Below are 14,458 nucleotides of genomic sequence, written 5' to 3'. Positions count from 1 at the left end.
TTTCCGCGACAGTGTCCTTGCGGCGCTCCGTGCGACGCGGAGGCCGAACCAGTTATCCGCGAAGCGTTTTCAGTGGCGTCCGACCGTACTTGGCCTCGTGAGCGGCGGCGAATCGGCCTGTGTGACCGAACCCCCAGCGCCGTGCCACCGCGGCGACGGTCTCGGTGAACGGATCGGCGGCACGCAGATCCTCGTGGGCCCGTCGCAGCCGCACGTCGCGCACGTAGGCCATCGGCGTCATTCCCAGGTGCTGCCGAAAGCCGTTCTGCAGCGTGCGCGCGCTGACCTCGCAGTGGGCCGCGAGCATGGTGACCGTCAGCGGCGCTTGCGGATCGGCCTCGATGAGGTCGATGGCTCTCCGGACCGAGGCCGATCTCGCGGCGGCCACCGGGGCCACGAGCGCCGCGGAATACGAGTGTGTCGCCGCGAGCAGGAACCCGTTCAGTACGCTTTCGGCGAGCGGTGTCGCGACCAGCGGCTGGCTCAGCAGGCTGTGCGACCTCGCCAACTGCCGGTTGAGGGAGAACATCAGGTCGGCCCAGGCGCGCCCGAACCCGTCCCCGGTGTTCATCGCGGGTCCGAAAGTGATCCGGTCCGACATTCGGCCCCCCAGCAGTCGGGCCAGCGTGGTGTTCACGGACGGCCTGTCGAGGCTTACGCACAGGGCGTGGTACCCGGCCGTCCACCGCCCGAGGAACCGTCCGCTCTCGGGCTGGTGGACGGGAGCGGCCTCGCGTGTGGCGGTCAGGTCGAGCCCGCCGTGGTACGAGTCGAATCGCCCCGTGACCGGTAGATGAACGTAGTAACGGGAACCGACATCCTCGCACTCCAGGGTCCAATCACACAGAAACACCACTTCACCGATGCCGACCGGCCCAAGTTGCGCCTGCCTGTACTTCGAGGCGAGCAATCCCTCGGTTCTGTCGAGGGTGTCGATGGTCGAGGCACGCATGAGCATGGTGTTTCTCCGTGGACATCGCGATCTTCCCAGGAAGGTCCGAGGAGCGACGTACACGAACCCCAACGCTTTGGGCGCACGATTTCGTCCCCATCGAGGACCCGGCCGAAGGGCGCCGGCGACCGGCTGTGCCACCGGTGAACATACCCGCCCGTTTGTCACGCGGTTGCGCATGGCGACTGCATTGCGTCATCAGCCGGTCTCGAATCGTGGTCCCGGATACTCGTCGGCGGGTGCTGCTCGTGCCCGGGTGGGCGTTTGCCCCGCCCGGCATCCGACCGACCGTTCCGGGTTCCGACCGCCATGGGGGATCGCGTCGCCGTTGAGCGTCACCGCGCCCAGGCGGCCACGGGGACGCCTGCGCCCTCTCCAGGCCGCCGGCGTCAGGCCTGCCCGACGATCCGGGGGCGGGCCGGTCCGTGAAGGTGAATCCTGCGGTTGCCGTATCGGGCGGCGATCAACCGCAGCGCCTTCTGTTCCCAAGGGCTGGGCCCTGGAAGCCCTGAGCGGTGACGGGTCGGCCTCCAGCGCCTCGGCGACATCGCGGGTGAGGTGCGAGCGTTCGCCGGGCGGCGGATCGTCGGCCGCCGCCTCGCGGACCGGCGAATACCGGAACCGGTAGCCGTCGCCGTCCGTGGCAGGGAGCAGGACAGCGGCCCCCGTGCTCACCGCCGCCGGCCGCCACCGCGCGGGCCACCCTCATGGCGACGTCGGTCAGTGCCTCGTCCTGTACCGGCGGCGGCCCGCGCGGGGAGCCGCTCAACCGGGAACCCGGTCCGACCGAGGACGCCGGCTCCTCGACGAAGAACGCGTTGCCGCCGGACCGGGTGAAGATCTCCTCGACCGGACCGGGCTCCGGCGGCACGGAGAGGATGCCGGCCGACCGCCGCACCACCTCGGCACGGTCCGGCTTCGGCTCCCGCACCATGCCGGCGGCGACCGTCGGAGGGCCGGATCGGGAGGTGGGTGCCGTGCCTCAGAGGCTCAGACCGGGCAAGCGGTCATCCTGATCGCCGGCGTCCGTGCGCCGGCCGGGAGAACCACCTGCGGCGTCTTCCCTCGCTCCCGGCCGTCCGGCGTTGATGGCCACGAAGGCGACGGCCGCGGCCGCGGCCAGGAAGCCGCCGGCCCACACATACGCCACGGAGAAGCCGTGCACCAGGGCGTGGTTCACCACCCCGGCCGCCCCGGAGCGGGACGCCGCGAAGGAGGCGGTCGCACTCGCGGCGACGGTGTTGAGCAGAGCCGTGCCGATGGAGCCACCGACCTGCTGCGAGGTGTTGATCATCGCCGAGGCCACACCCACGTCGGAGGCGTCCACCTCGTGGGTCGCCAGTCCGAACGAGGGCATGAAAGCCGTGCCGATCCCCAGACCCATCACCATCTCGGCGGCCGACACGTAGGCGAAGGAGGAGCCCGGGTCGAGGGCCACCAGCATGAGGACGCCGATGCCGGAGACCGCGAAGCCGGCGCCCATCAGGATGCCAGGGCGGACGAAGCGCGACAGCCGTGCGGCGATCTGGGTGGACCCCGTGGCCTGGGCGATCGCCATGGGTATGAAGGCAGCCCCGCTCTGCACCGGAGAGTAGCCCTTGACCAGTTGGAAGTAGTAGCTCAGGAAGAGGAACATGCCGAACATGCTCATCACGGACAAGCCCAAGGACAGGTAGGCGCCGGCCCGGTTGCGGTCCCTCAGTACCCGCAGCGGCAGCAGCGGCGACGTCACCCGTGATTCCAGCAGGACGAAGGCCGCAAGCAGTGCCGCGGACGCTGCGAACATCCCCACCGGAACGGCCGAGGCCCAGCCGTCGTTCTCCGCCCTGGCGAAGCCGAACACCAGGGCGACGGCACCCGCGGTGGCCAGGACCGCCCCGGGCACGTCGAGCCGGGCGCGTTCGGCTGCTCTGCCCGGATCGCGGACGACCGCGAGGACGCCGACGATGCCGACCGCCGCGATCGGCAGGTTGATGAAGAGTCCCCAGCGCCACGTCGCATACTCGGTGAGCACGCCACCGAGGAGCAGCCCGAGCGCGCCACCCGCGGTGGCGATCGCCCCGTAGATGCCGAACGCCTTGGCCCGCTCCCGCGGTTCGGTGAAGGTCACCGAGATCAGGGCGAGAGCGGCGGGTGCCAGGAGTGCCCCGAAGACACCCTGGAGCGCCCGCGCGGTCAGCAGCATCGGCAGATCGACCGCCACCCCGCCGATGACGGAGGCCAACGCGAAACCGATCAGACCGATCACGAAAATTCGTCTGCGCCCCCAGAGGTCGGCCAGACGCCCTCCGAGGATCAGCAGCCCGCCGAAGGCCAGACCGTAGACGGTGATGACCCATTGCCGGTTGCCGTCGCTGAAATGCAGCGATTCCTGAGCCGAGGGCAGCGCGATGTTCATGATCGCGCCGTCGAGGAAGACCATCAACTGGGCGATGGAGATGAACAGCAGCGCGAACCAGCGTTTCGGGTCCGGCTGCGGGGGGTGGGACGACAAGGCTCTACCTCTTCGCGAACGAGCAGGGGGTGGGACGTGCCCCGCCGGACGGCGGGGCGAGCCTCACTTGGCGGTCAGTCCACCGTCAATGGGCAGTGCGGCCCCGGTGATGTAGGTGGAAGCGTCGCTGAGCAGGAAGGCGGCGAAGGCCGCGATGTCCTCCTGCCTGCCGATCCTGCCGCTGGGCTGGAGCCCCAGGAAGTACTCCTCGACCTCCGGGTCGGCGGCGGCGACCTGGCGCCACAGCGGGGTGTCCACCAGCCCGGTGACCAGGGCGTTGATCCGCACACCCTCCCTCGCCGCGTCGAGTGCGGCAGCCCGGGTGAGGCCTACGACGCCGTGCTTTGCGGCCACGTAGGCGGCGATGGCCGCGTCACCGACCACGCCGGCCGTGGAGGCGTTGTTGACGATGGAGCCGCCGCCCGACGCGGCGATCGCGGGCATCTCGTACTTGAGGCTGAAGAAGATGCTGGTCAGGTTCAGGTCGAGGGTGGCCCGCCAGAAGGCCTCGTCGATCTCACGGACCTTCCCCAGGGCGTTGCCGCCGCCGGCATTGTTGAACGCTCCGTCCAGGCGCCCGAATTCAGACACGGCGGTGTTGACCAGATGGGCCACCTGCTCCTCGACCGTGACGTCGGTGGGGATGAAAAGCGCCGTCCCGCCGTCCTTCCTGATGCCTGCGGCCAGCTGCTCGCCGCGGCCCTTGTCACGCGCCCCGATCACCACGGTGGCACCGTCCGAGGCGGCGTGACGCGAGAACGCCTCACCCATTCCGGCCGTACCGCCGGTCACAACGATCACCTTCGACTGCAGCCCTGACATGTCTCCCACTTTCCTTACCGATCATTACAGAATGACGCCCCGCCGTGCCCGCCCGCGAGGGCAGGGCCACCCGAAGGGGGCGGGAGTCGTGATTGAGCCTAGCATGTGGAATGACCGATCGTTCCAGATCGGTTGGGGTGCTCATCACCTGCCTCGCGAGAGGTCTGCGGGCCGCAGGGCGGGCCCATTGATTCTTGACTGATCGTTCCGGATGTCGTTAAGGTGCGGGCATGGGACGCGTCAGGGAGTTCGACACGCAGACGGCGCTGGAAGCGGCCTTGGCCGCCTTCCGCCGCAAGGGGTACGAGGGCACATCCGTGCAGGATCTGGTGGATGCCACGGGGGTGGGCCGCGGCTCGCTGTATGCGGCGTTCGGCAGCAAGAACAAGCTGTACCACGCGGCGATGGCCCACTACCGCGAGCATTACGCCATGCCCATCACCGAAGCCTTGACGTGCGACGCACCACCACGGGAGTTGCTACGGGAGATCCTGATCAGCCTGGTGGACGACATCGTCATGGATGACACACGGCAGGCCTGCCTGATCGTCTCCGCGTCCACTGAACGCGTAGCGCACGATATTCGGCTGGCACGGGAGATCCGGCAAACGATCGAGTCGATCGAGGACGCCCTCACCGACGTCATAGCCGCCGGCCGGCAGTTCGGTCAGGTCGCCGGCGAACAGCCCGCACGGTCCATCGCCCGCTTCCTGATCACGGCGATGCAGGGCATCCGTGTGATGGGCGCCATCAATCCCGACCGGCGATCACTGATGGCCATTGTGGACGTGGCACTGACCTCTCTCGAATGACCTCCCGAGAAGGACGCCGGCGCCACTCCTCTGGCACGCCGTACTGAGCAGCGCGGACATGGCCGACTGCTGTTCGCCGTGGAGACCGGCCTCCCGCCCCGCCGGCGAACTGCCCCGCCCCCGGTACGTCCGTACCCCGAACCCGGAAGGTCCGCATGGCCGTCATTCTCTCCGTCTCCGGAAGCCCCTCCGCCACCTCCCGCACCGCACGACTGCTGCGCCATCTGGACGACCGGCTGCGGCTCCAGGGCCATGACGTGGTCTCCCTGGAGGTACGCACCCTGCCGGCCGAGGCGCTGCTCGGCGCCGACGTCCGCCACCCGGCCATCACCGGGGCCGCGGCCCTGTTCCAGCGGTCCGACGGCGTGGTGATCGGCACCCCCGTCTACAAGGCCGCCTACTCGGGACTGCTCAAGTCGCTGCTCGACCTGCTCCCGCAGTACGCGCTGGCCGACAAGACCGTGCTGCCCCTGGCCACGGGCGGCACCACGGCCCACGTCCTGGCCATCGACTACGCGCTGCGTCCGGTGCTGAGTTCCATGGGCGCCGCGCACATCGTGCCGGGCTGGTTCACGCTCGACAAGGACATCACCGTCGCCGACGACGGCACCCTGACCGTCGCACCCGCCGCAGCCGGAGCCCTGGTCCAGGTCACCGACCGCTTCTCCGCCGCGCTCGGAGGACGGACGACCGCTCTGACACCCACGAGGTGAGCGCGCAGAACGGCACGACGTGAGGCTGACATGCGGGCCGGCCCTCCATGGCGGATTCCCCCGTGCGGAAGCTGTGGAAGCATGGAAGGAGCCAGGAAACCCATGGGCAGGTGTCGACACATGTCCGCTCATCAGTCAGTGGCCCGCCCGGGCGTCAAAGGGGTCTGCCAACCGGTCGACGTAGTGGCCGTGATCAGTGCCGACCTGACGGTGATCGGGTGGACCGAGGCCGGTCGACGCCTATGGGGCTACCGGGGAGCAGAGGTCTTGAACCATCCCGCCGGACGGCTTCTGGCCTCTCCCGCCGACTCCGGCCCCCTCGGCGTACCGGCATCCGGCCATCCCTGGACCGGGACGGTGGAGATCAGGTGCCGCGACGGCCACACAGCCTTGGCGGATTTCCAGGCCGTCCCTGTGAACCTCGCCCACAACGAAGAAAGCCTGTTCGTGTGGTCGGCGGCTCCAGCCGCGCCCCCGGCACTGACAAGTCCTGACCCATCGGCACTGAAAGCGCTCATGGAGCGTTCGCCGATCGGCATGGTCATCTGGGACCGGGACCTGCGATGCACCTGGTTCAACGACAGTGAAGAACGGGAGAGCCCCTTCCGGTCCGGGCCGGAAATCGGACGCCACGTCGCCGAGTTGCTCGCCACGGACAACCCCACGTTCCTCCAGGCTGTCATGCGCAGCGTCCTGGAAAGAGGGGGTCCAGTGCTCGATCACGAATTGTGGAAGCCTGCGACAGCGGAGGAGGAGGCACGCGTCTACTCGATCTCTGTATTCCGCCTCGATGACGCGGACGGTGACGCAGTGGGCGTCTGCACCATGTCTGTCAATGTGACGAAGAGCAGGGCGCGCGGGCGACTCAACATGCTGAGCAATGCGGGAACGCGAATAGGCACCACCCTTGACGTAATAAAAACGGCTCAGGAATTGGCGGACGCATCCGTACCAGGAATTGCCGACTACGTGACCGTCGATCTGGCCGACGTGGTTCCACTCGGGGAGGAACCGCTGGAACGCCTCGGCTCCACGGACACCAGCATCCCGGTCTTCCGCCGAGCGGGGGCAGCTTCAATCCACCCCGATTTCCGGGAGTCTCTCGCGGAAATAGGGACACCCGTTTTCGTCCCCCCGTCATCACCGTTCACCGCTGTTCTCCATTCCCGGAAGCCGTACTTCGAGCCGCGGCTCGACGCTTCCCCGGGTACATGGCTCGACAACGACCCGAACCGAGCCCGGGTCATCAGACAGACTCGGATGCACACCTTGATGATCGTCCCGCTCCATGCGCGCGGAACGATGCTGGGTATCGCGGTTTTCGTCCGCACGGAGAACCCTTCCCCCTTCACAAGGGGCGACCTGCTCCTGGCCGAGGGGCTGGCGGACCGGGCCTCGCTGAGCCTGGACAACGCGCGCCGCTACAGCCGGGAACGAGCGGCCGCCCTCACCCTCCAGCGCGAGCTGCTCCCGGATCAGCTATGGGGCGGCAGCGCCGTCGAGGTCGCCTCTCGCTACCTACCGGCGGACACCCACGGCGGCGTCGGCGGCGACTGGTTCGACGTGATCCCGCTGACGGGGGCCCGAGTTGCCTTGGTGGTCGGTGATGTCGTCGGCCACGGCCTCAACGCAGCGGCCACGATGGGACGGCTGCGGACGGTCGTTCGCACTCTCGCCGACAGGGCACTGTCACCTCCCGAGGTACTGGCCGGCCTGGACCGACTCGTCGTAGACATGACCAAGGACCACCCCGACGACACCGGGTTCTCGTCACCTGTCATGGGCGCCACCTGCATCTACGCGGTCTACGATCCACGCACCCGGCGCTGCGCCATCGCCAGTGCGGGACATCCGCCGCCCGCGATCGTCTCGCCCGACGGTCTTGTCGCCTTTGCCGATGTCCCCACCGGAGCACCGATCGGGCTGGGGTTGGGCAATTACGAATCGCTCGATACGGAGTTGGCGGAGGGCAGTCTGATCGCTCTGTACACCGACGGCCTGATCGAGCGCCGCGGCACCGACATCGACCAAGGACTCGAGCGACTGCGCCGCGCCCTCGCCCTTCCAGCACCGGACCTCGAAGGCCTCTGCTCGGCGGTCATCGAAACAATCGTGGCCAGGACGCCATCCGATGACGACATCGCCCTGCTGCTGGCACGCACCCTCGCCGTCTCGGGTGATCCGGCCTGACGTCAGGCGCCGATGCAGGCTGGGGCAGCGCTCGGCGGGTGGTGGCGGGGATCGTTGAGCCTGCTGCATCAACGGTCGGCCCGCACCCGCACATGCCGACGGCACTGCGTGGCCCGCACGGAAACTCAGCGAGCACCCCCCGAACGTCTGTGCCAGCCTCCGTCGGTCCAACTCTGCCTGCCTCCCGGCGTCGGGGGGAGGGGGGTGGGGAGGGGCCATGCAGCCCCTCCCCGGGGTCCAGCCGACGGGCCCCTCAGTTCAGCCTCACTTCCTCACGGGTTGAGGCCGAAGGCCCGGGTGATGGTCTGCGTGACGCCGCCGCCACCCTGCTGCCCGGCGGTGACCCGGAGCGAGACGTACTCCGCTGCGGACGGCGCGGACAGCGACGCCTGCCACGCTCCCTTCTTCTCCTTCAGTTTCTGCGCGTGCCAGGTCTTTCCGTCGTCGTAGGAGACGTCGAGCAGGACCGAGGAGGCCGGGTCCTTCGCGGAGGATCCGCCGGCCACCGTGGGCTTGATGGCGATGTCCGTCTTGCGCTTCGCCCGGCCCTGAAGGTCGAGGTCCGTCGTGTAGTCCAGCTGGACCAGGGGGATCCCCTGCGTTTCGGTGACGGCGCCGGAGGTGAAGCTCCACTCGGTGTGGGTGCTGGAGGAGTAGGGGCCGGCTGCCGGGTCGCCGGTGGTGTCGACGACCAGCCGGTACGGAAGCCTCTCCGGCGCCAGGTCGCTGGCGCCGGAGTTGGGGAAGGGGCTCTCGGAGAGCTTGCGGTCGCCCTGGTAGAGCGAGGTCATGTGTGTGGACCCTCCGCTGTGCGCGGATCCCGCATCACTGCCCCCGCCGAGGTCGATGGTCAGCGCCCCCATCGGGAGGCGGTGCAGACCTTCGTCGCTGAGCAGGCGTGGCCGGTTGATGGGACCGAACCAGCGGTCCTGCTGCTCGCTGCCCGCCTTGTAGGTCACCGTGTCGGTGTGCGTCGTCCTGTTCACGCTGCCGAACTGCTGCCACCGGACACCGTTGCTGGAGACCCAGTCGGTGCGCTTACCCGTGACGACCGGCGCCGACGGGAACGGAAGGTGCATGGCGCCCGGCCACTGGAACGAGGACTCGCCCGGGAACTGGTACGGGGGATAGTCGTTGCGCCTCTCGGTGGCGGCCTGACCGGGAGCCGGTGTGAAGTCGAGGTCGATCCGGGCGAGGTCGCGGGGATCGGTGTCGGCGGAGGGATCCGCGGGCACCGCGCCGATGTGGTAGTCGGCCAGGTCGTACAGGTACTCGGGCGTGGCGTGGACCTCCACCGCCAGTTTCACCTGCTTCTTGCCGGCCGTGGAGATCTTCTTGATCAGCGCCTCGCCCTCGTCCAGGGTCACCGACGCGACCGGGACCGGCCCGGTCGTCTTGAAGTCCGGCTTGCCGTACCACATGTCGCCCAGGCGGCCGGATTCCTCGTTGACGACCACGAGCATCGCGGCGCCGGCCTCTGCGGCCGCCGCTGCCTGGTCCGTGGAGAACACGTCGCCGAGGCGCACGACCACGGCCTTGCCGCGTGCCGACAGACCGGCGTAGTCGGCCCGCGAACCGTCGCCGGCGAAGACGGCGTCCAGGTGGGAGGTGCCGTCGGGCAGCGCCTTGGTGCCGGGTTGCAGCACCGCGTCGTCGAGGTGCTGTCCGCCGTAGGACACCTCCAGCGGCGTCTGCACCGCGCGGAACCTGGTGCCGAAGGCGAAACTGCCCTTCTTCACCTTGCCCTTGGTCGGCAGGGCCCACAGGCTGTCGTAGGCGACAGGGGGGAACACCGCATCGAACATGCTCTGGGCGGCCGGGTCGGGCTCGGTCGAGGTGTAGGAGCGAAAGACGTCGACCCTGGTCTGGACGACGGCGGTCGGCTTGGGTGTCGCCACCTTCACCTGGCGGGCCTGCGAGGCGTCGAGCACCACCGTCCGGTCGGACGTCAGATCCACCTCCGGATCGACCAGCACGGCCTCTCCCAGCGAGTGGGGCCCGTTCAAGCCCTCCACGTCCGCATAGCTGCGGAGCGTGTACGTGCCGGGGATCCAGCGGCTGGTGAGCGTTCCGTCCTCGGGTATGTACACACTGGAGTCGACACCGTTGTCACCCGTGATCAGAACCGCACCGCTCAGGGGCCGGCCGGAGCGGTCCTTCAGCTTGATGGTGAGGTTGCGCTTCTCGGGTTCGACGGAGACGCCCGCAACCGTGTGCATGGTGACGCGGCCGGCCTGACCGCGGCCGCTCGCCACGACCTGCGCGGAGTACTGACCCGCGGCGAGCCCCTTCGGGTCCACCACCAGCTCGGCCTGCGCGGTCCCGTGCGCCGGCACGGTGACGTGGGCGGCGCCCAGCGCGAAGGCCTTCGCGGGAGAGCTGCCCGCGTCGACGGAGAGATCCAGCTTGAGGGGGCTGGCCGTGACGTTGGTGTAGGTGATCTTGCGTGAGATCGGCCGGAGGTCCGCCTTGGGCGACCAGGGAACCAGTCCCGCGTACACCGACCCGGTGGCGAAGGCCTCGGCGTTGTAGGCGGCGGGCAACTCCACCCGGCCGGCGCCGGCCTGGTAGGGGGTGTAGTCGGGGGTCCGCATGCTGGTGCTCATCAAGGTGTTCTTGATGTCCTGCGCGCTCCACTCGGGATGCTTCTGCGCCAGCAGAGCAGCGGCCCCGGCGACGTGCGGCGTCGCCATGGAGGTGCCGTCGAGGTACCTGTAGTAGCCCTCGCTCCCGTCGTTGAGGTAGTGCGAGCGCGCGGCCAGCACACCCACACCGGGCGCGGTGATGTCGGGCTTGAGAGCGTCGTCGAGCAGACGCGGCCCCGTGCTGGAGAACGGGGCGATCGTGTCGGAGTAGTCCACCGCACCGACGGTGAGCGCGGCGTCCGCGGTCCCCGGCGCGCCCAGGGTGTAGGGGCCGGGTCCTCCGTTGCCCGCGGCCACGACGAAGAGTGCGCCCGTCTCGGCGGTCAGCTTGTTCAATGCCTGGCTGACCGGATCGTTCTGGCCGTGCCGGGACGAGTCGCCGAGGCTCATGCTGATCACCTTGGCGTGTTCGGTCCGTGCGGCCCACTCCATGCCGGCGATGATCCAGGAGTCCTGCCCGTAGTCCTGGTTGCTGAGGACCTTGCCCACCAGCAGATCGGCCTCGGGGGCGACTCCCCGTTCCGTGCCGCCGGACGCGGCGCCGGTGCCCGCGACGGTGGAAGCGGTGTGGGTGCCGTGCCCTTGCACGTCAGCCATGCTCTCGCCCGGAACGAAACTCCGGGACGCCACGATGCGCTTCGCGAAGTCGGGGTGCTCGGCGTCGATGCCCGTGTCCAGGACAGCGACGCGGACCCCGGCGCCGGTGCCTCCGGCAGCCCAGGCAGCGGGGGCACCGATCTGCGCCGTGGAGTCGGCGAGGGTGGCCTTCGACTTGCCGTCGAGCCAGACCTGGTCGACGCCGGCGGTGAAGGGGGGCGCCACCGCGGTGTCCGGCGTGCCGCTGTCCCGGTCCGCCGACGGCTTGGCCTGGTGCCGGGCCGGTCCGGTGAGAGCCGACCAGAAGGCGGCAGCCTTCGACCGGTGGGTGCGGACCGCTTCGCCGTGGAGGGTGGGAAGGTTCAGTGTGGTCTCGGTGCCCGGAAGCGCTGCGTCCGGCTCCTGGGTGGTCTTGCTCTTCGCGGCACCGTCCGCGAGGGTGGCTGAATCCTTTGTGTGGGTGAGGATCAGCGGAAGTTCGCTGGTGTGCTTGTCGTCATAGCCCAGGGATATGAGCTGGGTGACGTTGAAGAGCTCCTTGTCGAGCCGACCGGCCGCTATGTAGGCCGTGGCCTCGTCCGGGTACACATAGGTGCTCGCGCCCTCGGTGGAGACGCGAACCGAACCCGTCGCACCCGGTGCGCGCTTGACGCTCACCTCGGGAGCCGTCCCGGCGGCTCCCGGAGCCACCGTCACCTTGTCGCCCGTGATCAGTGTCACCGTGGCCGGTGCGTGGGGAATGCTGTCACTCGCGGCCGTCGGCGCTGTGGGCGATTGCGTAAGAGCAGCAGCACTGTGGGCCGTGACAGGCGGCACTAGAGCGACGAGAAGGGCGACGCCCACACACATCGCGTATCTTCGGGGATGGGAGAGCCTCACAGTAACTCCGGAGTTGATGAACGGCTGAAGAAATCAGCCCTGCGCGGAGTAATGTACTGGGCTCGAGTTGGCCGGATTCACACCAAGTTGACACGTAGTCGACGTTGTTTCCGGGACATGGCCCAACCGGAGACACCACACCACTACCAGTGGCGCGCACAGGCAGGTCACTCCTCATGTCGGATTGTTCCGGAAGTAATGTCAGGTACACCGTCCCTTTTCTTCACGGCTGTGCAGGTTGTGCTCGCCTTGCATCCGGGTCGCAGCCCTCCCGTACATCCACATGGGAGCCTCGATGGCTGGAGTGCGGCCGTCTCACTTGCTGTCAGTGGGAATTGACACGTAACCGAATAGACTTGAGAAATTCACCTGCCGAAACCATGACGGCCCCATAGCTCACGGGTCGTGAGCAGGGCTTCGTCGTCCTCGCGATCGGCCGGGAGCAAGGCGTCCTCGCCGAACGTCACATCCCTGACACCGTGTTCACGGTTGTGATGGCCCCCCGACCGAGTTGTCCTCGACCGAAGGCGACCCGGGACGAGGGTGCAGCCGCATCGCAGGGCGTGCCAACGGCGCAAACTCGGGAAAGACCGCGGTCACGTGCACGGGCCGCACGGCGGAGTAGCACGTACGAACACCATGCCGGCGATCGTGTCACCAGCCACTGACGACCCCCGGCCGCCTCAACCGGCTCCGGTGGCATTGGTGTTCAGCTGGTCAGGTCCAACGCATGCGGCCTCGGTCACAGCGACAGCAAGCCTGCGTGTGTGACAACCACTGAAGTTGAGTGTGTGATGTCGGTCAGCCATGTGTGATCAGGGGGCGTCCTGGTCCCGGCTGCGACTCGGTCCATGACGATGCCGTCTACGTCGAGCCCAACGTCTGGGTCCGTACTACCTGTGACGGGTCAGCATCCTCGGTCGTAGATCGCCCGGAGCCACGGTTCCCTGACGGCGGGCATCCGCGCGAGCGTGTACCGGAACGCCTCCCTGGACGGCTGGAACGGGTACCACGGGTGCGGCGGCAGCGGGTCGTCCCGCTCCACGCCTGCTGGCAGCCCGCCGAGCACCGGCAGCCGGGTCCGGCGTGGCGGGAAGGCAAGCTCGGCCCAGAGCGCGGCATCCATAGGTACCGGCACCGCCCCGGCACACGGCTGCCACATGTCTCCGGTCTGAGGATGGACCGGCACCAGTACCAGGTCAGTGGCCGGCTCGCCAAACCCCGGCCCCGCCAGGTCCAGCCGCTTCGCACGTTCCCCGGCGGGCAGCAGCGCGCCAAGTGCCCGGCCGAGGAGCTCCGCGACCGGCCCGGGCGCCACCTCGACCGGCGCGCCCACGGCGGCCACCGCCACCTGGGCGAGGGCCACGCCCGCCGGGATGTCCCGGTACTCGCTCAGCCGGTGCCACAGCGCGCCGGTGGCCAGCAGTTCCGGCCAACCCATGATCGGCCGCTCCGGCGGGCCGGGCAGCCGCATGACCGCCTGCGGGACGAGCCGGACGACCTGCCAGCACCCGCAGTCGTCCATCCTCGTTCCAACCGGCAGGTCGCAGCCCAGGCAGGCAAGGTTCGGCCCGTCCCTCCCGTCGATCCCCATGCAGTAGCCCCCGGCGCGCTCGAGGATCAGCCCGGTGCCGCGCATGTCGCCGGGCGCGAGGAGGACGGTGTCCGACGGTCCGTCGGACACCGCGCCGAACGGCGCGAAGCGCCCCCGCTCCGCCGCCTCGCGCGCCCCGACCTCGTCCCACTGCCGCCACGGCGGCCCGTACGGCGCGGGGTCGACGGCGTAGGACCCAGCCTCCAGCAGCGGCGGGTGCAGCCTCTCCCAGTGAGCGTCGGCCAGGTGGATGGGCAACGCCACCTCCGACACCGCCGCCGTCAGGACCGCACCGCAGCCCGCACACCCGAACACCGCCAAGCTGACCCCTCCCGCCCTCGAAGCCCCTGCATCCCACCAAGCAGGCGGACCGGGGAGCAAGGGGTTTTCGGACGACGTCGAACGTCCCACCGACAGGCAGAGCAGGCCTCGACGTCCCGGTCGCAGGTTCAGGAAGCCGGAAGCCGTGCCGGACTGAGCCGCTGAACGTGATGCGTACCGTCGGTCAGCCGTCCATTCACCCGTGTGATCTGGACCAGGTCGGCTGCGGCGAGGTTACCGATGTCGCGCTTGACCAGCGCCCAGATGCCCTCCTGCGGGTTCAGGTCCGGTGTGGAGGTAGACGGATGTTGTCCCAGACCAGCACGATCGGGCCGCCGATGGATGCGGGCGCGGACGAGGAGGTCACGGAAGTTCCGCCAGCCGAAGGCCTTCGGCTCGTTCTTAGGGCTCGCAGAGAATCAAGGTGTTGCTTCCGGGC

Annotated in this window: 8 protein-coding genes and 1 pseudogene; 3 read left to right on the top strand and 6 right to left on the bottom strand. The window is 68.9% G+C overall.

Translation table 11 applies throughout. The features are described from left to right. Positions 1–52: 52 nt before the first annotated feature. The 3 genes from RV983_RS01365 to RV983_RS01355 form a co-directional block, all read right to left on the bottom strand. Positions 53–958 carry a helix-turn-helix transcriptional regulator gene (locus RV983_RS01365; RefSeq protein ID WP_475983896.1) on the bottom strand — a complete coding sequence of 302 codons (906 nt, stop codon included), beginning with the start codon at positions 956–958 and terminating at the stop codon, positions 53–55. 976 nt (positions 959–1,934) lie between these two features. After that, positions 1,935–3,446, bottom strand: a complete 1,512-nt coding sequence (locus RV983_RS01360) for an MFS transporter (protein WP_475983895.1) — start codon at positions 3,444–3,446, stop codon at positions 1,935–1,937. Between the two features lie 63 nt (positions 3,447–3,509). Continuing rightward, positions 3,510–4,268 (bottom strand): SDR family NAD(P)-dependent oxidoreductase, encoded by a 759-nt coding sequence (locus tag RV983_RS01355; protein WP_475983894.1) that lies wholly within the window; start codon positions 4,266–4,268, stop codon positions 3,510–3,512. A gap of 230 nt (positions 4,269–4,498) precedes the next feature. Between RV983_RS01355 and RV983_RS01350 the strand changes: the two genes are divergently transcribed. The 3 genes from RV983_RS01350 (at position 4,499) to RV983_RS01340 (ending at position 7,983) form a co-directional block, all read left to right on the top strand. Then, the gene (locus RV983_RS01350) at positions 4,499–5,080 is read left to right on the top strand and encodes a TetR/AcrR family transcriptional regulator (protein ID WP_475983893.1); all 582 of its coding nucleotides are present in this window, start codon (positions 4,499–4,501) and stop codon (positions 5,078–5,080) included. 155 nt (positions 5,081–5,235) lie between these two features. Then, on the top strand, positions 5,236–5,793 hold the full coding sequence (ssuE, locus tag RV983_RS01345) for an NADPH-dependent FMN reductase (RefSeq protein WP_475983892.1): 558 nt from the start codon (positions 5,236–5,238) through the stop codon (positions 5,791–5,793). Between the two features lie 120 nt (positions 5,794–5,913). Next, the gene (locus RV983_RS01340; protein WP_475983891.1) at positions 5,914–7,983 is read left to right on the top strand and encodes a SpoIIE family protein phosphatase; all 2,070 of its coding nucleotides are present in this window, start codon (positions 5,914–5,916) and stop codon (positions 7,981–7,983) included. A 272-nt stretch (positions 7,984–8,255) separates the two neighbouring features. Here the strand turns inward: RV983_RS01340 and RV983_RS01335 are convergent, their stop codons facing one another. From RV983_RS01335 to RV983_RS01325, 3 genes and pseudogenes are all read right to left on the bottom strand, one after another. Continuing rightward, a complete protein-coding gene (locus RV983_RS01335) occupies positions 8,256–11,945 on the bottom strand; it encodes a S8 family peptidase (RefSeq protein WP_475983890.1) in 3,690 nt (1,229 codons plus the stop codon). Positions 11,946–13,011: 1,066 nt separating this feature from the next. Next, on the bottom strand, positions 13,012–13,962 hold the full coding sequence (locus RV983_RS01330; RefSeq protein WP_475983889.1) for a hypothetical protein: 951 nt from the start codon (positions 13,960–13,962) through the stop codon (positions 13,012–13,014). A gap of 188 nt (positions 13,963–14,150) precedes the next feature. Next, a pseudogene (locus RV983_RS01325) lies at positions 14,151–14,423 on the bottom strand (hypothetical protein); the annotation flags it as partial. Positions 14,424–14,458: the final 35 nt, after the last annotated feature.

The sequence above is a fragment of the Streptomyces sp. RLA123 genome (genome assembly GCF_056270165.1).
The sequence above is the reverse complement of the archived record's forward strand: the minus strand, read 5'-3'. Positions and strand labels throughout refer to the sequence as shown.

Bases quoted from the DNA above. Each gene is read 5' to 3' on its own strand.
- RV983_RS01365 (WP_475983896.1), bottom strand. From the start codon at position 958: ATGCTCATGCGTGCCTCGACCATCGACACCCTCGACAGAACCGAGGGA.
- RV983_RS01355 (WP_475983894.1), bottom strand. From the start codon at position 4,268: ATGTCAGGGCTGCAGTCGAAGGTGATCGTTGTGACCGGCGGTACGGCC.
- RV983_RS01350 (WP_475983893.1), top strand. From the start codon at position 4,499: ATGGGACGCGTCAGGGAGTTCGACACGCAGACGGCGCTGGAAGCGGCC.
- ssuE (WP_475983892.1), top strand. From the start codon at position 5,236: ATGGCCGTCATTCTCTCCGTCTCCGGAAGCCCCTCCGCCACCTCCCGC.
- RV983_RS01340 (WP_475983891.1), top strand. From the start codon at position 5,914: ATGTCCGCTCATCAGTCAGTGGCCCGCCCGGGCGTCAAAGGGGTCTGC.